The sequence below is a fragment of the Mesoplasma tabanidae genome (genome assembly GCF_002804025.1).
Taxonomy (GTDB): Bacteria; Bacillota_I; Bacilli_A; order Mycoplasmatales; family Mycoplasmataceae; genus Mesoplasma; species Mesoplasma tabanidae.
In genome coordinates, this window is record NZ_CP024969.1 from 584,417 (window position 1) to 607,801 (window position 23,385).

General features: G+C 25.9%; 20 protein-coding genes. 3 read left to right on the plus strand and 17 right to left on the minus strand.

What is annotated here, in order from left to right; translation table 4 throughout:
- Window positions 1–220 precede the first annotated feature (220 nt).
- The 7 genes from MTABA_RS02600 to MTABA_RS02630 all read right to left on the minus strand — a co-directional run bounded on the left by MTABA_RS02600 (window position 221) and on the right by MTABA_RS02630 (window position 8,504).
- Window positions 221–1,948 carry a hypothetical protein gene (locus MTABA_RS02600; RefSeq protein WP_100679626.1) on the minus strand — a complete coding sequence of 576 codons (1,728 nt, stop codon included), beginning with the start codon at window positions 1,946–1,948 and terminating at the stop codon, window positions 221–223.
- A 92-nt stretch (window positions 1,949–2,040) separates the two neighbouring features.
- Entirely contained in the window at window positions 2,041–2,907 is an 867-nt protein-coding gene (locus MTABA_RS02605; RefSeq protein ID WP_100679627.1) for a hypothetical protein, read from the minus strand.
- Between the two features lie 77 nt (window positions 2,908–2,984).
- Window positions 2,985–3,743 carry a hypothetical protein gene (locus MTABA_RS02610; protein WP_100679628.1) on the minus strand — a complete coding sequence of 253 codons (759 nt, stop codon included), beginning with the start codon at window positions 3,741–3,743 and terminating at the stop codon, window positions 2,985–2,987.
- A 404-nt stretch (window positions 3,744–4,147) separates the two neighbouring features.
- Window positions 4,148–6,313 carry a BspA family leucine-rich repeat surface protein gene (locus MTABA_RS02615; RefSeq protein ID WP_100679629.1) on the minus strand — a complete coding sequence of 722 codons (2,166 nt, stop codon included), beginning with the start codon at window positions 6,311–6,313 and terminating at the stop codon, window positions 4,148–4,150.
- A gap of 224 nt (window positions 6,314–6,537) precedes the next feature.
- Window positions 6,538–7,107 (minus strand): hypoxanthine phosphoribosyltransferase, encoded by a 570-nt coding sequence (hpt, locus tag MTABA_RS02620; protein ID WP_100679630.1) that lies wholly within the window; start codon window positions 7,105–7,107, stop codon window positions 6,538–6,540.
- Window positions 7,108–7,183: 76 nt separating this feature from the next.
- Complete coding sequence (gene ruvX / locus MTABA_RS02625) at window positions 7,184–7,612, minus strand: Holliday junction resolvase RuvX (protein WP_100679631.1); 429 nt, start codon at window positions 7,610–7,612, stop codon at window positions 7,184–7,186.
- A complete protein-coding gene (locus tag MTABA_RS02630) occupies window positions 7,605–8,504 on the minus strand; it encodes a phosphatase PAP2 family protein (protein WP_100679632.1) in 900 nt (299 codons plus the stop codon). Before MTABA_RS02630 ends, ruvX begins: the two co-directional genes overlap by 8 nt.
- A gap of 74 nt (window positions 8,505–8,578) precedes the next feature.
- Here MTABA_RS02630 and MTABA_RS03905 point away from each other — a divergent pair, with 74 nt between their 5' ends.
- Both MTABA_RS03905 and MTABA_RS02635 read left to right on the plus strand, forming a co-directional pair.
- The gene (locus MTABA_RS03905) at window positions 8,579–8,734 is read left to right on the plus strand and encodes a hypothetical protein (RefSeq protein ID WP_167373330.1); all 156 of its coding nucleotides are present in this window, start codon (window positions 8,579–8,581) and stop codon (window positions 8,732–8,734) included.
- Window positions 8,719–8,982, plus strand: coding sequence for a hypothetical protein (locus MTABA_RS02635; RefSeq protein ID WP_167373331.1), 264 nt, complete (start codon window positions 8,719–8,721; stop codon window positions 8,980–8,982). Before MTABA_RS03905 ends, MTABA_RS02635 begins: the two co-directional genes overlap by 16 nt.
- Window positions 8,983–9,043: 61 nt before the next feature.
- On the opposite strand, the gene eno is transcribed toward MTABA_RS02635, so the two are convergent.
- On the minus strand, window positions 9,044–10,405 hold the full coding sequence (gene eno, locus MTABA_RS02640; protein WP_011183366.1) for a phosphopyruvate hydratase: 1,362 nt from the start codon (window positions 10,403–10,405) through the stop codon (window positions 9,044–9,046).
- A gap of 128 nt (window positions 10,406–10,533) precedes the next feature.
- Here eno and typA point away from each other — a divergent pair, with 128 nt between their 5' ends.
- Window positions 10,534–12,372 (plus strand): translational GTPase TypA, encoded by a 1,839-nt coding sequence (gene typA, locus MTABA_RS02645; protein WP_100679633.1) that lies wholly within the window; start codon window positions 10,534–10,536, stop codon window positions 12,370–12,372.
- Window positions 12,373–12,717: 345 nt separating this feature from the next.
- Here typA and MTABA_RS02650 read toward each other — a convergent pair whose 3' ends face one another.
- From MTABA_RS02650 to MTABA_RS02685, 9 genes are all read right to left on the minus strand, one after another.
- Window positions 12,718–13,608, minus strand: a complete 891-nt coding sequence (locus tag MTABA_RS02650; RefSeq protein ID WP_167373332.1) for an HU family DNA-binding protein — start codon at window positions 13,606–13,608, stop codon at window positions 12,718–12,720.
- A 1-nt stretch (window position 13,609) separates the two neighbouring features.
- Window positions 13,610–17,737: a hypothetical protein gene (locus MTABA_RS02655; RefSeq protein ID WP_100679635.1), complete on the minus strand. Its 4,128-nt coding sequence runs from the start codon at window positions 17,735–17,737 to the stop codon at window positions 13,610–13,612.
- A 255-nt stretch (window positions 17,738–17,992) separates the two neighbouring features.
- The gene (locus tag MTABA_RS03910; RefSeq protein ID WP_167373333.1) at window positions 17,993–18,130 is read right to left on the minus strand and encodes a hypothetical protein; all 138 of its coding nucleotides are present in this window, start codon (window positions 18,128–18,130) and stop codon (window positions 17,993–17,995) included.
- A 26-nt stretch (window positions 18,131–18,156) separates the two neighbouring features.
- The gene (locus tag MTABA_RS03915) at window positions 18,157–18,375 is read right to left on the minus strand and encodes an ASCH domain-containing protein (protein ID WP_167373334.1); all 219 of its coding nucleotides are present in this window, start codon (window positions 18,373–18,375) and stop codon (window positions 18,157–18,159) included.
- 1 nt (window position 18,376) lies between these two features.
- Entirely contained in the window at window positions 18,377–18,901 is a 525-nt protein-coding gene (locus MTABA_RS02665; RefSeq protein ID WP_100679636.1) for an NUDIX hydrolase, read from the minus strand.
- Between the two features lie 48 nt (window positions 18,902–18,949).
- A complete protein-coding gene (locus MTABA_RS02670; RefSeq protein WP_100679637.1) occupies window positions 18,950–19,690 on the minus strand; it encodes a hypothetical protein in 741 nt (246 codons plus the stop codon).
- A 120-nt stretch (window positions 19,691–19,810) separates the two neighbouring features.
- A complete protein-coding gene (locus tag MTABA_RS02675; protein ID WP_100679638.1) occupies window positions 19,811–20,620 on the minus strand; it encodes a hypothetical protein in 810 nt (269 codons plus the stop codon).
- Between the two features lie 14 nt (window positions 20,621–20,634).
- Window positions 20,635–22,437 (minus strand): translation elongation factor 4, encoded by a 1,803-nt coding sequence (gene lepA / locus MTABA_RS02680; protein ID WP_100679639.1) that lies wholly within the window; start codon window positions 22,435–22,437, stop codon window positions 20,635–20,637.
- Window positions 22,438–22,454: 17 nt separating this feature from the next.
- Window positions 22,455–23,384 carry an alpha/beta fold hydrolase gene (locus MTABA_RS02685; RefSeq protein WP_100679640.1) on the minus strand — a complete coding sequence of 310 codons (930 nt, stop codon included), beginning with the start codon at window positions 23,382–23,384 and terminating at the stop codon, window positions 22,455–22,457.
- Window position 23,385: the final 1 nt, after the last annotated feature.

The window sequence follows — 23,385 nt, forward strand, 5'->3', positions numbered from 1 at the left end:
TTACTATATCAATATTCAACAAAACTTGAAAGGTAAAATCCTCAGCATAAAAAACCTATAAATAGTAAACAAGCTATTAAATGATAATATCAAATTCAATTTTTATAATATAGTTTTTTTCTCATACATTAATTTAAACATAAAAAAACAAAAGACTACAACAAGTCTTTTGAATAAATTTATTGTATAAGCTTAAATAATTTTTAAATGAAATTGCAAATTAAACAATTGATTTAGCATTTTCATTTTTAGTATGTGTTGTGCCTTGAGGCAACATAAAGTGAGCATTTCAATTTTTTGTTCTATTATAAAATGTTAAAGTACTTTTATTTCAAACTATTATTATTTCATCAGATTGTTCTGTTGGACCACCTTGATTTGTTCATTTTTTTAAACCTGTATTAAGTTGGTTATTTCATGTTACTTTTCCATTTTTTTTGTTTTCATCAAACTCTAATTTGAATGTAAAGTTTTTACCATCAAATTTTAAAGTATAACCTTCTTCAAGATTTTCACCTTTTAAGTAATAAACTGCTGTTCCATTATCCGAATAGCCAGCTATTTTATCATTTGGTAAAAACTCTAAAGCTGTGCGGTCTTTATTTCACTGAATTCTCTCACTTCCATAAGTTCCACCTTTTCATGATCATATATCAGTGTTATATGCTCAGTTTGATGTCATAGAACGAGCTATTAAAAATTCATCATACTTAATTGTTTCTTCAGCTTTTTTAGCATCGATTGCTTTTTGTAGTTGCGTTTGGTAAGGGTTAACAACTCTTTGTGCATAACCTTCAGTTCCATATTCATTTGGTGTTCATGGATTTATAAGGTCTTTGTATTTTTCACTTTTACTTCAATCTATAACTTTTGCATGTGGTTGTTCTTTTTTAACTTCATAAGCTGCTTGTCTATTTTGCAATTTATTCATGTCATATCTTTCATATTTACCATTTACATTATAAACAGGTATGAATCCATCTTTTTTATCTCATTCACATAAAGTTCATCATGCAGATTGGAACGGCCCTCCAAATGGATTATCTTGAACTGAAGCTGAAACATATCAAAGATTATTATCAACTCTAACTACATTTGGAACTTCAACTCCAATATTTCTCACAAATAGTTCGCTAACTTTAGTGATTTTTTCTGTTCCTTCATTTTTAGGTTTATTTCCAAAATGATTTATTTTTCAAAACTCTAGTCTATCATGAGCAGAGATAGCAAAATAAACTCCATCATCGGTTTCAAAAACTGCAGTATCTCTTCAATCTAAAGTTCCATCTTTATTAAGACATTCTTTTGATAAAACTCCAGATGTATAAAAGTCCTGCCCTAATCCATGCGAAACAAAATATGCTATACCGCTTTCATCTGTTGTGTAGTCATTTTTTGTGGTAACTTTTTTTGACTCAATATTAGATTCTTTACCAATTTCTTCTGAACCATTATTAGTTAAAATTTTTGATGGTTGCATTGAAATAACAAAAACAACATCACCTTGATCAAAAAATTGTCCCTTAGTGTCAACTCAAACAGATCCACCTAAAGCTGATGTTTGGTTTTTTTGGTTATTAATATTTTCAAATTCGCTTCCATGTTTAACTCTATATTTTCCTTGTGTTCAAGTGTTTAAATCTGGAGATGTCATTTCTATTCATCCTGATGGAAAACCTTTTCCATCTCTAAACAACATTCAACTGTAAAACAATTCTTGTTCTTCGTCTCACAAGATTGAACAAGCATCATTTGCAAAAGCATCAGAACTTCCTGTTTTAGAATTAAAAGGACTATATCAATTAACTGGTCTATCAAAAAAACCGTCATTATATGATATTTTTTCACATGAAACAACACTTAGTGGTGCTGCTATCACAATTGAAGCTGCGCTTAAACTCAGTAAACCTTTTAACATTGTTTTTCTTTTTACTATTTTTTGAATCATCTTTTCTCCTCCAAAATATTATTGTCATTTATTAATTAAAAAAATAAAATCAAAAATAATTATAACACTTTTATAGTTACAAAAAGACTTTTTTATGTTACTGATTTATTGCTGATATCAAAATAGTATTTGACCAAAACTCCTCCAAAATAGTCTTGATCATCATCAAATACTACTAGTACAGCTTCAAATAGATGTGTTTCAAGTTTATCTTGATTAACAACCCCCATATCTTCTATATCACTTACAAATAATCTATTTTCAAGTTCTGGTGCAATTTTATAAACACTTTCTAATATTGCTTGCTCATCATTTGTATTTACTTGAATAAAACTACCTTCTTTAATCAAAGAAGCAATATTAACAGGAAAACCAGGCATTTCCTCTTCTTTACAAAATGTTACAAATAGATTTACTGAGCTTTTATGAAACAATTCATTTTCTTCAATAGATAATTTTCACTCTGTTTCATTTAATCTTTCAAGTTTTAAACTCATAGAATGTAATTCAGAGTACATTTCTTTTATTTTCTTAATAATATTAATTTCGTTAATTTCTATATCTTCACTAAATATCATGTTTGTATTTAATAAAACATCTTTTAATTCTTTTTTAATTGTTGGAAATGTAGGCATTTCTTCATTTATTATTATGTTAAAGTATTTAATACCTTCATAATACAAATCATTTTCATCAACATGTAATTCTCATGTTGTTATACTATATATTAAATTTAATTTACATTGTTTTAACTCTGGATACTTTTTACGAATTACACTTAAAATATTTTGACCATTTATGTCCATTCAATATGGTAATTCAATATAGTTATCATTAAATATTGTTTCTATATTAGTTTTTGTAATAGTTACTACTGATTTACTACCACAACTTATAGTTAAACCTAAGCTGCAACTAACTAATGTTAGAGAAGTTAATAAATGTAATAATTTTTTCATATTTTTTTCCTTTGTGAGGTGTACCCTCACTTTAATTTTATGACTTGAAAAATAAAAAATGGTCTAAGACCATTATTTTAAGTGTATATTTCTATTGAACAATTTCCATAATAGATTAATTCTGATTCATCAACAATAATTGATCAACTAGTTTTATTAATTATATTTGCTTTTAATTTAACATCAATTAATTCAGAATATTTGCTTTTTACTAACTTAATGATTATTTTTTCATGTGTATTTATTGAATTTACTTTAAAGGATTTATTTTTCATCACATCAGCAATATCTTTTTTAACATAAATTCTTAAGATAATAAAACCATCATATTTTTTATTATTTTCAGAAACTATGATTTTTCAATTTTCATTTTCATTTTTACATATTAGTTTTAATTCATTTACTTCAGGGTTTATTGCTTTAAAATTTTCAATTAATGATTGCTCATTTATTTCTGCTAGTTTTAAATACATTTCAGATTTCAATTCACTTATATTAGTTTTTTGAATAATTTCTAATTTTATTGTTCCAGCATAAATATTTTCGTCTAAGCTATATAAAAGATATTTTTCATTTTTTCTAATTGATAAATTATTTCATTTAATCTTTAAATCTTTGTTAATAGACTTTAATTCGCTAAAAACTATATCTTCATTAATTTCAATATCACTTGAAAATATAAGCTTTGTATTTATGTTTAATGATTTTAAATCTATGACTTCTTCTGGTTTTTCAACTCCATTTTTATTTTCGCTATTTAATGCGCAGCTGATAATATTAGTTGAAATAATTGTTGTCATACTTAAACTAGATAAAAATATTAATAACTTTTTCATTTTATTGCCCTTTCTAAATCTCAAAATGTTATTAAGGATTTTTAATTAAAAAAGCAACAATTATAAGCATGCCAAAAAGTAAGCATTAAATAAGATAGTAGAAAAAATGCAAGATTACAATAAATTATAATAGTGTGTCTTTTAACTATATTTTTAACTTACTATTTGTATAAATCTAATAATTTTTTCATTTTTAATTTAAGGTTTGATTACAAATTCATAATTTCAACAACTTTGAATTAATCTATTTTATTTAATAATTCAAATTTTCTACTTATTATATAATCTTTTATCTCTAGCTTGCACTGTTTTTGACCTTCGAATAGTTCATAATTATCTCACCAAATAATTTATTTGAATTAAGTATTTGAATAGTTCATTAATATCATATTTTAATTAAAAATTTATTGAGTGCATAATTTCTGTTTGAAATTCGGTTTGTATGCAGGAGATCATTGAGAAGTACCTGTGTCATAATTATCATGCTTATCAACATTATCTACATCTCATTCTGAAAGGTTAAAATTAAATGAAGAGCAATTATAAAACATAAAAGACATATTAGTTACTTTTGAAGTTACTCAACGTGAAATGTCAACGTTAAAGTTCGTATTTGCAAACATAGAATCCATATTTTCTACATTATGTGTTTTTCAATTTGAAATACCATTGTTAAGAAGTCAAGGAAAAGCTTCCAAAAACATACCCTCCATGTTGACAACATTTGAAGTATCCCACTTTAAAAAACAAAAAGATTCGTTATGTGAAAATTTTCCTGATCTTTGGAACATATAACTCATATCTTTAACTTTTGAAGTATTTCAGTTTGAAAAACTATTATTTAAGAAGTCAACATTATAAAACATTAATCTCATATTAATAACATTTGAAGTATCCCAATTTGAAAAATTAACGTCTTTTATTCTTGCGTTATTAAATAAATTCGACATGTCTATTATATTTGATGTTTCTCAGTAACTTATTCCTGGGAATGTTAATTGATCACCACTGTTGCCAACGTTTTCAAATAGACTACTTATGTTTGTAATTTCAGGACTTATTACATCTGGCACATAAATTGTAGATTTGGGTAGTTTGTAGGCTTGCTTGTCTGAACTATAGCCTATATGAGTTATTTTATTTGTGCCATCAGGTGCTGAGCCATCAATGCTTTTTTCATCAAGTGTATTTTTATCTACATAATAGGTTAAATTATCAACATATGTTTCATTTCAAAAATATATTTCCTCGACTTTACCAAAATATAAATTTGAATTTGGTATTGCTGAAATTATAACTTTATACTTTTTACTTTCATAATTAGTTTGTCATCCTTGGACATTGTCAATTTTGATTTCTTCGGTTACTAATTCTTCATTTTTATTCTTTAAAGCTAATAAAATAGTATCAAATTCATTATTTTTGATTTTGCTTAAATTTTTTCTTAGCACTACATTTGATAGATTTTGACGGCTTATTTTCTCAGTATAAAAAACTATACCTTCAACTTTACCAGAATACACATTTGAATTATCAATTGGTTCAACTGTTACTGTGTAATTTTTTGTTTCTACATTTTTTGAAACAGCTGCAATTGTTAATTTTATTTCACTAATATCTAATGTTGGATTTTCTTTTGATAAAGCATTTTTAACAGTCTGTTCATCATTATCTTCTAATTTATTTAAATTCTTATTTAAAATAACATTATCTAAATCTTGAAGATTAATAGTTTCTGTGTAAAAAGTAATGTCATGAACTTTACCAGAATACACATTTGAATTATCAATTGGTTCAACTGTTACTGTGTAATTTTTTGTTTCTACATTTTTTGAAACAGCTGCAATTGTTAATTTTATTTCACTAATATCTAATGTTGGATTTTCTTTTGATAAAGCATTTTTAACAGTCTGTTCATCATTATCTTCTAATTTATTTAAATTCTTATTTAAAATAACATTATCTAAATCTTGAAGATTAATAGTTTCTGTGTAAAAAGTAATGTCATGAACTTTACCAGAATACACATTTGAATTATCAATTGGTTCAACTGTTACTGTGTAATTTTTTGTTTCTACATTTTTTGAAACAGCTGCAATTGTTAATTTTATTTCACTAATATCTAATGTTGGATTTTCTTTTGATAAAGCATTTTTAACAGTCTGTTCATCATTACCTTCTAATTTATTTAAATTCTTATTTAAAATAACACTATCTAAATCTTGAATATGAATAGTTTCTGTGTAAAAAGTAATGTCATGAACTTTACCAGAATACACATTTGAATTATCAATTGGTTCAACTGTTACTGTGTAATTTTTTGTTTCTACATTTTTTGAAACAGCTGCAATTGTTAATTTTATTTCACTAATATCTAATGTTGGATTTTCTTTTGATAAAGCATTTTTAACAGTCTGTTCATCATTACCTTCTAATTTATTTAAATTCTTATTTAAAATAACACTATCTAAATCTTCAAGATGAATAGTTTCTTTACTGCATGAGACTGCTAAAATTATTAAATTTGCTGTTAAGGACAAGCAAGCAAAAAATACCAAAAGTTTTTTCATAGTTAATACCTCTATTTAATATTTTATAGTTTTTTTTTTTTTTTTGTTAAAAAGCAAAAAAATGCTCTATGAGCATTCAAAAAATATTATTTCCATTATTCTTTTGGTATCACTATAATACCTTTCTTGTTCTTAAAAAATATAATACAAACTTTTAATTTATATAAATTTGTAATAATTAATACTTACTATCATGGTTAAGTCTGAAAGCTAAGCTTTCTTAATTATCATTTTCAATCCGCTAATTTATCAGTATCACAAACTGCTACGTATGGAAGATTTCTTAATTTTTCTTGATAATCTAATCCATAACCTATTACAAAATGTTTTGGAATTGTATAACAAGTTCAATCAGGTTTAATGTCAACTTTACGTTCAGTTGGTTTATCTAACATAGTTAATATTTTAACTGACTTAGCACCTTTGTTCATTAAATAATTTTGAACAAACTCTAATGTTATCCCTGATTCAACAATATCTTCTACAATTAAGATATTACGATCTTTAACTGACATATTGACGTCTAAGTTAATTTTAGGTTCACCTGTACTTTTTGTTCCACCTAAATATGAACTTACAACCATGAAATCCATATCAATTAAAAAATCAAAATTCATGCAAAAAGTTTGATAAAAAGGTATACATCCTTTCAATAATCCAATAACCAATAATGATTGATCTTCTTTCTCATTTTTTTCATAAAATGATTTAATCTCTTTTGCTACTTCTATTGTTCTTTCTTTGATTTGTTCTTCAGTAAATAATATTTCTTTTACTAATGGGTGTAATTTCATTTGTACTCCTTTGGTTTAACTTTATAATATAAAAATAATACCTATTATTAATTTCTTAATCAATAGGTATAATAAATTATTTATTAATTTTTTCTAAATATGTTTCTAAAATTAATTGAGCTGCTAAAGTATCTTTATTTTCTTTTTGTTTTTGACGAGATAAACCCGCTTCAATCATAATTGATTTAGCCATTTTAGTTGTTCTTCTTTCATCAACTCTAATTATCTGTTCTTCTTTAATTTGTGGATTATAAACTAAGAATCCTTCAATAAAATAATCTACCATTTCAGCTCTTTCACCAATGGTTCCATTCATATTTTTAGGATAACCAAAAACAAATGTTTCAAATGACTTTTCTTTTATAAACTCAGTTAACAATATTACACCTTCTTCAAAATTTCACTCTTCAAATTTTAAATTAGTTTCTTTTTTGGCCACTTTGCCTGTTGAAGAAGCTAACCCTATAGTTTTGCTTCCAACATCAAGCCCTAAAATATTACTCATAGTCTCCTCCAAGTTTTTTATTTAAAATTTTTAAAAATACATTTTCAAAAATCAAAAATCAAGAAAGTGCCATAATACATGCAAAAGTTATGTCAGTTAAAAAGTGTTTTGCTAAAACCATTCTTGAACTACCTACTAATGCAGCAAATATAAATGCCACTAAGATAACACCATAATAATATAAGTCATCTTTTTTAAACAATAATGCTATTGATAAAATAGTAATTGCACTAGTTGTATGACCAGATGGAAAAGATTTATTTTTGCCAAATCCATAAGCATATGTAATATTTCATCACTCACGATATGGAACATCACCATCAATAACTGATTTAATTGGTCTTGGTCTTGAAAAAATATTTTTCAATACTTCAGTTGACAATGAGATCATTATGATATAAATAATCACTAATCCAATTTTTCATAAAAAGTTTTTTTGTTCTGTGAAATTTGGATTCAACTTATAAAATACGATTGTTCCTATTAACACCATTCAAAACATTAAAGTGTTGAAAATATCTACACTAACCTCATGAATATGTTTTTCCTTGTTAGACATTAAAGGAGAAAATAAGTAAAATCCAATTCCAGCATAAATTAAAGTATAATAAACTGTTTTAAATATAAAAACTTGTACTGATCAGTCTTTTCTTTTATCTGATAAATAAATTAATATACCTACTATGCAAAAGTTAACAGGAATGATAAATGCTAGCTGTCCAAATTTATCAAATGCATAACCAAATCATGATTTTTCTTGATAAATATTTTTAGCTATTTGTGCATCTAAAAAAGTACCTACCATAAATACAGTAAATAAAATTATTCCTATTGATAAAAAAGCATATAAGTATCGTTTTTTAAGTATTTCTTTGTCTTTAAGTAGTTTCATACAATTAATTATACTTAATTTATTTCTATTTTAATTTATGTAATGTTAAAATATAAATCCAAAGAGGTATTTATATGAATTATGAAAAGTTATTAGAAATTGTTAAAAAAGAAGTTTATGCAAGAGAATTTAAAACTGAAAAAGTAACAGCAGGTGCTGTTGCTTCAATATTAATATCAAAGATAATAATATTTATACAGGTGTTTGTGTTGTTATGGATTGTGCTTTAGGTACATGTGCAGAAAGATCTGCAGCATTTCAAATGATTAAAAACAATGAAACTGAAATTAAAAAAATTTTAACTATTGGTAGAAATGGTTATATCTACCCACCATGTGGAGCGTGTTTAGAAATGGTCAAATTAATAAATCCAAATAATAGAAAAAATAAATTTTATATTTCAAAAGATAAAACTTTAAATTTAAATGAGTTAATGATTAGAAACTGACAAGATAAAGAAAAAATGGAAAAGTATTAATTCCATTTTTTTAATATAAAAAAACTAAGTATAAAACTTAGTTTGAATAATTTATTTAAAATTATTTATTAATTTTTAAGTTGTAGAATGTTGCATATCCATCATAAATTGCATCTTCACCTAATTGGTCTTCGATTTGTAATAATCTGTTGTATTTAGCAATTCTATCTGAACGTGACATTGATCCTGTTTTGATTTGACCTGCGTTAAATGCTACAGCTAAGTCAGCGATTGTTGCGTCTTCTGTTTCTCCTGAACGGTGTGAAACAACTGCAGTTCAACCAGCTTTTTGAGTCATAGTAATTGCTTCAACAGTTTCTGATAAAGTTCCGATTTGGTTTAATTTAATTAAAGTTGAGTTAGCAGCATCTTTGCTGATTCCTTCTTTAATAAATCTTGGGTTTGTTGTAAATAAGTCATCTCCAACGATTTGAACTCTGTCTCCAATTTTTTCAGTTAATTGAACGAATCCATCTCAGTCTTTTTCACTTAATCCATCTTCGATTGAAATAATTGGGTAGTTGTTTACTAATTTTTCTAAGTAAGCAATCATTTCTTCTGTAGTGAATGCTCATTCTTGACCAGTAACTTTTTCAATTTTTTTGAAGTGGTATTTTTTGTCTTCAAAGTATAATTCTGATGAAGCACAATCCATTGCGATCATGATTCCATCTTTACCAACTTTGTAACCAGCTTTTGTAATAGCTTCAACTAATAAGTCTAATGCAATTTCAGCAGGTGTTTTAGCTTTAAATGAAGCTAAGTCTTGTTTAGCATATGCTCATGAGAAGTGAGGTGCAAATCCACCTTCGTCTCCAACAGCAGTAATATCACCTTTATCATGTAATAATGATTTTAATGCTTGGAAAGTTTCTGATGATCATCTTAATGCTTCTTTGAATGTTGGTGCTCCAACTGGCATAATCATGAATTCTTGGAAATCGATTGCTGAATCAGCATGTTCTCCACCATTAATAACATTTAACATTGGAACAGGTAAACGTTTTGCTTGAACTCCACCAATGTATCTGTATAAAGGAACTTCTAATTCACTTGCTGCTGCGTGAGCTGCAGCTAATGAAACAGCTAACATACCGTTTGCTCCTAATTTTTTCTTAAATTCAGTTCCGTCTAATTTAATCATTACTCTGTCTAAACCTAATTGGTCTTGTACATCATGTCCAATTAAAGCTGGTGCAATTTTATCGTTTACATTTGCAACTGCTTTTAAAACACCTTTACCGTTGTAACGTGCTTTATCTCCATCTCTTAGTTCTAAAGCTTCGTTTTCTCCAGTTGATGCTCCTGATGGTGCTTTAGCAATTCCATAACCACCAAATTCAGTTCATAATTCAACTTCAACAGTTGGAGTACCACGTGAGTCTAATACTTCACGTGCAATAATTTTCTCAATTCTTGACATATAATTTCCTCTCTTTATTTAAATTATGTATTTAACTACTATATTATATTCTCTTTTTAAAAAAAATTAAATAGAAAATATCTCTTAAAATATGATATTATTTAAAAGTTATATAAAAGGAGAATAAAATGTCAAATCAAAAAATTATTAACATTGCGGTTATTGCTCACGTTGATGCAGGTAAATCAACATTAGTTGATGCACTTTTAAAACAAGGTGGAGCTTTTAGAGATAACCAAGAAGTTGTAGAACAAATCATGGATTCAAACGATCAAGAAAGAGAACGTGGGATTACCATCTATTCAAAAAACTGTGCTATTGAGTACAAAGGAACTAAAATTAACATCGTGGATACTCCAGGTCATGCTGACTTTTCAAGTGAAGTTGAACGTATTATGAAAACTGTTGACACTGTTATTTTATTAGTTGACTCAAGTGAAGGACCAATGCCTCAAACACGTTTTGTTTTATCTAAAGCATTAGAATTAGGATTGAACCCAATCTTAATGATTAATAAAATTGATAAAAAAGATCAAAGAGCTGAAGAAGTTGTTGAAGAAGTATTAGAGTTATTCATGGAATTAGACGCAACTGATGAACAATTAGAATTTAAAACATTATATGGTATTGCTCGTGAAGGAATTGCTCAATTAAACTTAAGTGATCAAGGAATTGATCTTTCACCAATGTTTGATACTATTATTGAACAAGTTGGAACATACCCAATTGAATTAGCTGAAAAACCATTAAAAATGCAAGTTAGTTCATTAGCTTATGATTCATTTATTGGAAGATTAGGAATTGGAAGAATCTTTGAAGGAAAAATTGCTGAAGGTCAAACAGTTAGTGTTGTTAAAAATGATGGTGAAGTTAAACAAGCCAAAATTTCTAAATTAACAGTTTATCAAGGTCTAAACAAAGTTGCTGTTAAAGAAGCATATGCTGGAGATATTATTACATTTGCTGGTATTGAGCATATTTCAATTGGAGATACTATAAATGAATTAAATAATATTAACCCAATGGAGCCAATTACAATCGAAGAACCTACAATGAGTATGAACTTCTTAGTTAACACTTCTCCTTTTGCTGGTAAAGTTGGTAAATTTGTTACTTCAAGAAACATTAAAGAACGTTTAGAAAAAGAATTAGAAGTAAACGTTGGTTTAAAAGTTGAACCATTAGATAACCCAACTATTGAAGGATTTAAAGTTTTAGGACGTGGAGAACTTCACTTATCTGTTTTAATTGAACAAATGAGAAGAGAAGGTTTTGAATTAGCTATTTCTAAACCTGAGGTAATTTTTAGAAAAGGCGATAATGGAACATTATTAGAACCTATGGAAAAAGTTATTTTAAACATTCCTACTGAATATTCAGGAACTGTTATTAATAAATTAAACCAACGTAAAGGTCTAATGACTGATATGGATTCTGATGGAGTTAGAGATAAAATTGTTTATAACATTCCATTAAGAGCTTTAATTGGATTTAGAAGTGAATTTACTAATGATACTCATGGTGAAGGAATCATGGTTAGAAGTTCAAATGGATTTGAACCATACAAAGGTGAAATTGAATCACGTAAAAACGGAGTTCTTATTTCAATGGCTTCAGGTAAAACTTTACCTTACGCTTTAAATAACTTAGAAGAACGTGGAATTCTATTCGTTGGACCTCAAATTGAAGTATATGATGGAATGATCGTTGGACAACACTCAAGAGATAATGATTTAGAAGTTAACCCAACAACTGGTAAAAAATTAACTAACACTCGTGCTAGTGGTAGTGATGACTCAGTTAAATTAACTCCACCTAAATTAATGACTTTAGAAGAAGCATTAGAATATATCGAATGAGATGAATTAGTTGAAGTTACACCAGATGATATTCGTTTAAGAAAAAGATGATTATCAAATACTGAAAGACGTCAACACAGAAACGATAATAAAAAAGTTTTTGATTAAAAAACACTATTAAAATTAAAACTGCAAACGCTTTAAGATTATTTTCTTATAAGTGTTTGCAGTTTTTTTATAAAAATAAAGACTTGCTAAAACCTTAAAGTCTATAACAATCATATTGGTTTACAGACATTTATTACTAAGTAAAGAACTTTAACTAAGTTTTAATATTAATGCTAAAAAATCTATTTTTATTTTATTTAAAAATAAGAAATAAATTGCTCAATAATGAACAAAAATAAGGATAAACTTAAATATTAAAAAAACTTCATAGAATTTGAACAAAATATTTGTTCAAATTCTATGAAGCTACGTTAAATTATTGTTTTTTTAATTATACAAAAAATATTAGTTTTCTTCTTGTTCTATAGTTATTTTTTCAATTATTTTTTTACTATACTCAATTCCTGTTCATTTAGTGTCAGACATTAAAAGCTTTAAATTTTTTGAAGCTTTAAAATAAATATTGTTTGATTCAGGAATTTTTATACTTTCTCCATTTGAAGGATTGATAGCTATCTTTGCAGGTTTATTGACTTTCGTTAGCTTGCCAAAATTTTCAATAATTATTTCTTTGTCATTAACTAAATTATTTTCTAAATTAATAAATAAGCTATTAACTATTATTGAAACATCTTTCTTTTTAAAATCAGGATAAATTTCTTGAATTTTTTTTATTAAATACATTTTTGAAACCTTATCATACTTTGTTTTTCTAATTAACTTAACTTCTTTTAAAAGTTTTTCTCTAGTTTTAATTATTTTTTGGTTACTCAAAACATATTCACTATTGTCAAAAGAATTTGTCAGTTGGTTTTCTTTTTTTATTTTATCTATTTTTGCAATATGCTCATGAGATAATTTTTTAGTCTTTTTTTCAAGCATAATTTTAATTACAATAAATGCTATGATAATTAATAATATCAATACAGTTATAAGGTAAATTCAATTAATTAAAAAATCTCAAAAAACAGGTTTTAAAAATATTTCACCACTTTTTCAATTAAAAGAAAACATTGATTTAAGACCAATTGGACCTAAAAGCATTGAAAATAACATTGGTCCATCCTTAAATCATTTATCATTAATTTTAGCTACACCATAATTATTAATTATTGCTTCTCTTCAATTTTCATTATTGAAATATAAAGCATTAAGCATTTTAAAAAATACCATAAGAATAGTTGATAATATAATCAAAAAAATCAAACCTAAAATTATTTTTAATCTTATTTTCATATTACTCATCAAGCTTTCTATTACGTTTTTTAATATTTAAAGTTATAACAGCTACTAGTATTCAAACAATTGAATTTAATGCAACTAGAATTCATAATCATATTATTTTAGTTCTATTTTTGTGATTAGATCAATCGCTTTTATTAGTATCTTTTAAAACTAATTCAACTTCACCAACATAAGATAAATCATCTTCCTTGTCTTTTACAATTACCTTATTATCATTAAAGATTACTTCTACTGCTTCTAAAATTAAATCTGGATTTTTTAACTTTAGAACTTCTAAAATTTTGTCAACACTAGTATGCTCTTCTTTTGGTAAATCAATTGATGTTTCTTTTATAACTTCACTTAAATTTTGAGATAGTTCATAATTTAACTCAAAGAAACCTTCATATTCACTATTTGCTTTTGCTGTTAATTTATATACTTTGTTAATTTCATCATGATAGATTTCAAAATCATCAAAAATTAAATTTAATTCTTCAACTTTATTTTTAACAATTTGAATTTCTGAAGCTTTTTTAAATTTACCAAGATTAAGATTCTTTCCTTCATTAATTAAGATCTCATTACTTATTTTATTTTTCTTTATGTTAATAGTTATTTCAACTTCACCAACATAAGATAAATCATCTTCTTTGTCTTTTACAATTACCTTATTATCATTAAAGATTACTTCTACTGCTTCTAAAATTAAATCTGGATTTTTTAACTTTAGAACTTCTAAAATTTTGTCAACACTAGTATGCTCTTCTTTTGGTAAATCAATTGATGTTTCTTTTATAACTTCACTTAAATTTTGAGATAACTCGTATTTAAATTCAATAGAACCACTTAAAGTACTTTCTTTTTTAGCTTCTGCTTTATATGTTTTATTTGCTTGATCATGAGTTATTTCAAAATCCATAGGTTCATATTTTAAAATTTCAAGTTTCTTTTGAACTTCTGTAATATTTGGAATTGTTTTAAATTTACCTAAGAACGTAATATCCTCAGTAATTTCTGGTATTAATGTTTTGTTTTTATTTGTAAAAGTAAACACAGCAAAATTTTTGTAATTTAAAGACTCTTTTTTTGCTTTTAAAGTCACTTTACCATCGATAACTAAGATGTCATCAATACTAATGTCATCTCATACTAAATTTGCTAATTCTGGATTTAATTTTATGATTCTTTCTTGGATTTCATCTTCAGTAGGTACTTTTTCAAAATTACCTAGTTCTCTTTGTATATCTTTAAAAACATCTTTATCTAAATCATGTCTGTCAAAATTTGTAATTATTTCATTTTTATAGTTTTGAATTCTGACGGCATTACTTTTAGATTTAATATTTATTAAACCCTTTTGAACAAAAGTTGATTTTTTAGACACTTCAACCTCTAATTCTTCTTCTTCAAGATATTTTCATCCTTTAATAAATTTTAAGTAATCATATACTTCTTTTGATGTTGTTTCATTAAAAAATTGCATTTCATCAAAAAGATTTTCTTCTGCCAAATCATATATTTTTGGTATTATTATTTCTTTAGTTCCCATCAATAGTTTAGATGGTTCAGAAGGGCTAATTGATATTTTTCCCTCTTTCTCTATTGTTGCTTTGTCAATATTAAATGATATATCTTTTTCTCCAATTTTATTTCCTAATCCACTAACATTATTTAATTGCTCAAGAACATCTTTTTCTGTTGCATCGTTAGAATTTTTATTGAAGTTAAGTAAACCTAAGTCAAACTTAAGTATTTTTGTTATAAATTCTTTACTATTTTTAAGAAGTGCTGATGATTTTTTAGCAGAAACCAAAATTGATCCATTTTGCCCAACAGAAGCGTTCTTTCTTAGAATATCTATATCGTCAATGCTAATTGTTATTTTCGGAGTATTTTTATTTATTGTATCTTGAATTAATGACAAGATTTGTTCATCTGTGATTCCATTTTCTAGTCCATCTTCATGAAGCTCATATTCTAATTTAGATAAATCAATAGCATCAGTTGAAGGTATAATTACTTTTTGAGTATTAATTAATATTTCTGAAGTTGAAGCATTAGCAGATACCTCAAATTCTCCTTTTTCTTTCGGTGAAGGTTCTTTATAAGTTCAACTAAAATCTGCTTCAGTAATCTCTTTTTCATTTTGAGTATTTGTTGAATTTTCTTTAATATATGCATTTATTAATCTTAAAACTTCAGCTTTAACATCAGCCTCATTTTTTTTATCTGCAAAGTCAATTGAACTAAAATCAAATTTTGCTAAATCTACATATAAGTAAAGTGAAGCTTGTTGAGAATTCATTATTAGTCTAGATGTTTGACTAGCAGAAATTTTTATTTCTCCTGGTACACCAAAATCAGCAACTTTTTTTTCAATTAGTAAATCTTTTTCTGTAAGTTGAGAACCTAGTTTAGTAACATCACGAAGTGCAGCTAAAATTTCTGAATCATTAGTTTTATTATTTCAATTTATTAAATTACTAATTGAATATTCAGGTAATGAAATATCTATTTTTTGAGTATTTGCATTCACAAAATTTAATCACCCATAATAAGACTGATAACTTGATGAAGCATTTGGTTCAAAAAAAGAAGTCTTTAAGTGTCGAATGTTTTTATCTAAATCTATAGTAACAATTCAATATTGATCAGTTGTAACAACTGATTCTTTGTGTTCATTACCTTTATCATCAAAAATTTCAACTTGATTAATATAAGATTTTCTTCTAATTTTAATTTGAAATGGATTTTTATCATCTCAAACATATATTTCATTTTTTGATGATATACCATAATCTAATCCATTTCCTAAATCAGAAAATCTTATAGATTCTTGAAATTTATCACTATAAATATTTTGCACTCATTGGTGGTTTTTCCCTTTTTTTTGTTGTCCTTGAAACATTACTCCAAAATCAAAAATACCTGAATATTTTCTTGGTTTTCCCAACTCATCTTTTTCAGGAATAAATAGTAACTCTTTAGACAAACTACTATCAGTATTAGGATTTTTTATTCACATTCCATTTTTTAGAATTATATATTTCGTATTTTCAACTCATAAAACCTGCTCAATTTGAACATCACTTTCACTTGGTAATATTTGAGATAATTTATTATTAGAACGTTTTATAAAATAAGATTTTATATTACCTTCTGGGTATCTTTGATTTTCATCATCATTTGTATCTTGAATAATCTTATCAGCAAGACCAACTCATAAGCCATCTTTTTCAACAATTAATTTGTAACCCTGTCTTGCGTCAATATTTGTATCACCATTTCCAATCTTAGAAATTAACTCAGGTGTTTTTTCATAACCACCATTTTTATTTCTAATTACAAAAACTTCACCTGCAAAGTGGTAGAAAATATCCTTATGATCAAGTGAGTCTTCTCCTTTTGCTAATATTGGGTGCAATCCTGCATACAATGATGTTTTTTCATAAATTAATGTAGGTAAATTTTCACCTTCTTTAATTTTTTTAATTCTATAAGTTCCATCATTTGTTAATGTTGAGTAAATAAATGAATTGTCTTCTTCAAAAAAAACCGCATCTTTAATTTGTTCTTGAGTTTCTTCAAAGATCATATTTTCCTTTGCATAAACACGTGCTATATCTGCTGGTTTTTGAGGGTCACGCATGCCACTTAAAGAATCTTGCACATTTTTTTCACCATTTTTACTAAAAGTATTTTTTTGTTGTATATCAAGTTTTCATAGTTTATTTTCTTTACGATCAAAATATGAAACTCTCGTAGCATCTGCGTAAATTAAAGTTCTTCTATTCATATCAATACTATAATCGTTTTCTTTGTAAACACGTGTATGAAGAGTTCTTTGATAAGCTTTATCACTAGTTGTATCCATTTCAGCAATAAACAATTTATTATTTTGTTCTTCTTGTTTTCCATCAGCTCTTCTTGAGTAATAAGTTTTTCCTGATTTTGCATCAAAGTAAGATTGCCTAACTTCATTTTCAAAAATTATTGATGCTCTAAACATAGTTTCATCTTTATCTTCAGAATTTACTTCTTTAGTTTTGATTGAGCCAAAATAGGGGGTTAATAAAAAAATCCCAGTTGCAGGTTCTGCTATAGTTAAGGATGTTAATAAACTTAATAAAAATTTCATATATTAAATTTTCTTTCTACTAGATAATTTTCAATTTATTTAATCTAACAATTATTATTTTACTATATTTAAAATTATAGCAAAATATAGCAAAAATTCCACTATCGTAGTACTTAGTCATTGTAAAGTTAGATTATTGTTTTACTATAATATATTAATAAAATAATAAAAAATAAAGCTAGAAGTAAAAATATAATAATTAATTATGCTTGTATTTTAACTCTTTATTTTCAAATAAACATATGGTTCTGCCTTTTACGAATTGTAATTTTGTGGGGCATTAAAATCATAATTATTTTTTAATATATCATATGCTATATAATTTTCAAATTCCTTAAATTCAGATATTGTTAATACAAAACAACCATCTCTATCACTTATTCATTCTTTCATTATTTGTTATGCTGCTTCTTTATCTTTTAATTGATTAGAATAAAATTTGCAAGCTCATCTTTACTCATTCATTTAACATCTTTTATCTTAATGTAACCATAAATTCCAGCTTTGCTTTTCGGTATGTATAAATAAAGTTTGTCATTAATATTTAATTTTGGTATTTTGAATCTATATTCGTATTTTTTCTTTTCACTTTTAATTAAATCAAAATACTCTTTTTTCATTGATAAAATTAAATCCATATTATTTTTTAAATCTATATGAACCTTGTTCATCTTTCAATAAAAACATCAGATCAATAATTTCAAAATGGAATGGTAAAAATTCACCAGTTTTAATCATATCAATTATTTGTTGCTTTGTTGCTCATTTAACTTCTGCAACTTCTTCTTTTTGCAGAACTAGTTTTTCAATTTTAACTTCTTTTTTAATAAGATAAAAATCATCAAAACCTTCACTAAAATTAATTGTAAACGCTGGCCTAATATCTGAAAAATCAATGTTTAATCCCAATTCTTCTTTTGCTTCTCTTGATGCAGTTAATTGACTTGTCTCACCAGTCGAAACAGAACCACTAACAGATGGAGTTCACATTCCAGTTCAATATTTTCTTTCTTGAGAAACTTTTTGAATTAACATTTCTTCTTTGTCGTTGAATATACCTATAGTTATTTTTCTTCTGTAAAAACCTTTAGGTGGTTTAGTTCCTCTCACCATTGTTTGATCAGTTTTATTACCAGTTACATCATATAAGTCCAATATTTCCATAATAACCTCTCTTATTACTAAATAATAACAAAAAGTAACCCTGAAGGGTTATCTTATAAATTTATATTTGTTACTTATTTTGATATTTAATTTTATAGAAATAAAATTTACTAATGAACTAAAAAAGTAAAATATGCCAATGAAGCTAATCATTCCTGGTAGTCATAAATATACTGGTTGGTCTGTTGGGTCTAATTGTGAATATGGGAATGGAGTAAATCAGTTTTCTTTATCAGTAAATTTAACAATCATTAAACCTCTAATAGAAATAAATAATATGTAAGCAAAAGGAATGATGCAATTTATTCATGCTTTCTTTTTCATAAATTCTTTTGCTGATAATTTTGATTCTCTGGGTATTAAAACATAATACCCAATTACTACAAATGGTAATATTCAATGTTCTAGAATAGATTTTAATACCTTATATCACGTACTAAAACCAACTATTCCATCTTTAGAAGCAACAAAAGTAAATGTATAAATTAAAAACACAATTATTTGATAAGAAACAATCATTGTTAAAACATTATCTGATTCAGCTCAAGCTATTTTATTAGTAATTTTTCTAAAATAGTTAAGTACAGCAGCTATTCCTCAAAAAGATGTTATTAATGTAGTTCAAACCGAAAAGTAAATAACTTGATTAATGATTGATTCATCAAAAGAAAGAGCCCCACCTGATTCAGTATCAGGTTGAATCACTGACATTATTAAATCAATACTTACACAAAATATTGGCACAATTGCTATAAAAATTAAAAATGCTAACTTTAGTTTATTTTTCATATAATATATTCCTTTAATTTTAAAAGTGCTCTAAAAAGCCTATAAAATAAATTGTATTTTTTTTTTTTTTTTGTTAAAGCACATAAAAAACAGACAAACTATAAAAATTTTATCTGTTTTCTATTCTTCTTCATTCATTATTTTAAATGCTTCAATTTCTTTATATCTATCAATAATATTAATTCTATAAAAATTTTCAGGTAACCCTTTTTGCTCTACATATTGATATTCAATATGTTCTTTTAATAAAATTAATCGATCAAAAATAATTTCATATTTAATTAACAAAGCTATAAATGTATTTGAACTTTCAATCATTTCATCAGTTAAATCAATTGATAAATCATCAAATCCATCAATTGTTGATGTTAAATAATCTAATAACTGATAAGCAACATCCAATTTTTCTTCCTTAGACTCATACTTACTAAATCTTTTTACTAACTCAAGTAAATCTCTTCAGCAATATTTAAATTCATCAGGAACTTCTGTATTTCTAACAATTGAAATTAATTCTTCATAATATTTTTCTGATAATTCTAAAAAAGCTTTATTAATAACTACATCAATACCGCTTTCATCAACTGCATTAAATGAATTTTTATCAATTTCATTAAATATATTTACATAATCTGAAGCTACATTATAAAGTCCATTAATTCTTAAATGAAATACTCCACTAATAAATGACTTAATGTATTCATTGGTTTTACAAACATCTTCATTTTCCAAAAATCCAGGCAAGTTATCAATAGGAACTGATTTTTTGTTTTCACTAATGAAAGTATCATATTCTAAAGAATCTAATCATTTTTCATGAAGTTTTATTACCTCATCAAAAATAATATTGTTTTCTGACGTGTTTATTTGAATATATCAATCATCATTAATAAACTGCATCAATCAATCTTCATATTTGAATTTTGTCATACTATGAGCCCTTTCTAATCATCAAGCTTTAATACTGCAATAAAGGCTTCTTGTGGTACTTCAACACTTCCGATTTCTTTCATTTTCTTTTTACCTTCTTTTTGTTTATTAAGAAGTTTTTTACGTCTTGATTTATCAGCTGCATGAAGTTTTCAAGTAACATCTTTACGATAAGCTTTAATAGTTTCACGAGCTAAAACTTTATTTCCAATAGTTGCTTGAACTGGAACTTCAAAGTTTTGACGAGGAATCAATTCTTTAAGTTTCTTAGTTAAAGTAGCTCCTCTTTGATATGCAAAATGTTTATTAACAATCATTGAAAACGCATCAACCATATCCCCATTTAATAAAATATCCATTTTAACTAATTGAGATTCTTGATATCCAATCATTTCATATTCAAACGAAGCATAACCTTTTGAAATTGATTTTAGTTTGTTAAAAAAATCAAAAATAATTTCAGCTAATGGCATATCATAAACTAACATCATTCTATTATCATCAACAACTTGTAAATCCTTATAAGTCCCTAATTTATTTTGACATAAACTCATTAAGTCACCAACTGATTCTTTTGGCGTCATAATTTTTACGTTTACAAAAGGTTCTTCCATAAACTTAATCTTTTGAGGATCGGGTAATTTTGCTGGGTTATCAATTTCAATCATTGTTCCATCAGTTAAATGAATTTTATAAATTACAGAAGGCGCTGTTGCGATTAAGTTTAAATTATATTCTCTTTCCAGTCTTTCTTGTACGACTTCCATATGTAATAAACCTAAAAAACCAACTCTAAATCCAAATCCTAAAGCTTGAGAAGTCTCAGGTTCATAAACTAATGATGAATCTGATAATTCCATTTTTTCTAAGGCTTCTTTAAAATCTTGATATTGATTTGTGTCAATTGGATAGATTCCACAATAAACCATGGGTTTAAGTTTTTTATACCCATCAAGAGGATGCAACGCTGGGTTTGTAACTGTTGTTATAGTATCTCCAACATTAATATCTTTAATTGTTTTAATTGAAGCTGCTATTCATCCTACCTCTCCAGCACTTAATTGTTCTTTTTTAACTATTTTAGGATTTTTAACCCCTAATTCAGTAACTTCATAACTGCTTCCATTTGCCATAAGTTTGATTCTGTCACCAACTTTTATTGAACCTTCTCTTACTCTAATTGACATAACAACACCTAAGTATTTATCATAGTAACTGTCAAAAATTAGAGCTCTTAATGGTTTTTCATCATCAGCATCATATGGGGCAGGAATTTTATCAACAATTGCTTCTAAAACATCTTCAACGTTTAGTCCAGTTTTAGCACTAATTAATGGTGCATCACTACAATCAATTCCAATTGTATTTTCAATTTCTTCTTTTACTCTTTCTGGATCTGCACTTGGTAAATCAACTTTATTAATAACAGGGATTATTTCTAAATTATTTTCTATTGCTAAATAAACGTTTGCTAGTGTTTGTGCTTCAATACCTTGAGTTGCATCAACAACAAGAATTGCTCCCTCACAAGCTGCAAGACTTCTTGATACTTCATAAGCAAAGTCAACATGACCAGGAGTATCAATTAAATGGAATGTATACTCTTGTCCATCTTTTGCTTTGTAATACAACTGAACAGAGTTTAATTTAATTGTAATTCCACGTTCTCTTTCAATATCCATTGAGTCAAGCAATTGCTCTTGCATTTCACGTTTAGTTACAGTATTAGTCAACTCTAAAATACGATCAGCCAATGTTGACTTACCATGATCAATATGAGCAATAATACTAAAATTTCTAATTTTTGATTTATCCATGTTATCTCTTTCTACTATTAATAGTTATCTTTATATTTTTCAATAAATTTTACAATGTCATCAATAACAACTTCATTGACTTCTTCTTCTAATAATTTATTTTTTAAATTTTGATATATTTTAAAATCAGTATCTAAACCTAATTTGGTATATCTATAAAATAATTTTTGTGAATCTTTCCCCATCTTAGTATAGTTATCTAATCCACCACTTTGAATTAAAATTGGTAAGTCTTTTGTTATAAATTCATTATTTGAATTTTTAGAAATAAATTTATTTCCAACAGCAATATCCTTAAATGCAGAAAAACTTAATTTTAAATTACATAAAGGATCGTTATTATATTTTTCTACATATTTTCAATCACTTGATAGTCATTGATTATCAAATTTTAATAAAGGATTATGTCTTTTATTTATTCTTTTCTCTCTAATGTTATTAAGGAATTTTGCATCATTTCTTACATTAAAAATAACTTGATTTAAATTCATATATTTTAAGAAAATATTAGAAATGTGGTAATTATAATCACGAGTATTTATTAAAATTAAACCAGCTATTTCTTCTGAGTATTTAATTGAAAAAGCTCTAGCTAGATTACCCCCTAATCCTTGGCCTAACATAAAGATTGGTAAGTCAGAATGATATCTTTTGATTCAAGTATTAATATTTTTAATATCTTCTACTAATTTACTTCAACCTTGTTTTTTGTCAAAAAAGATATTTGAACCATCAGCTTCTTCTCTACTTTCACCAATGCTTCTTAAATCAGTACCAACGACTAAAATGTTATGTTCTTTCATAGTTTTTGCAAATTTATCATACATTTCCATATGTTCATCAAAGTTTGGCACAACTTGAATAACCGCAATTGGTTTTTTTGATGTTTTTCATTCAAAATTAATTAGTTCTTTTCCATCAATCATTTGTAATTGAAATTTTCTCATC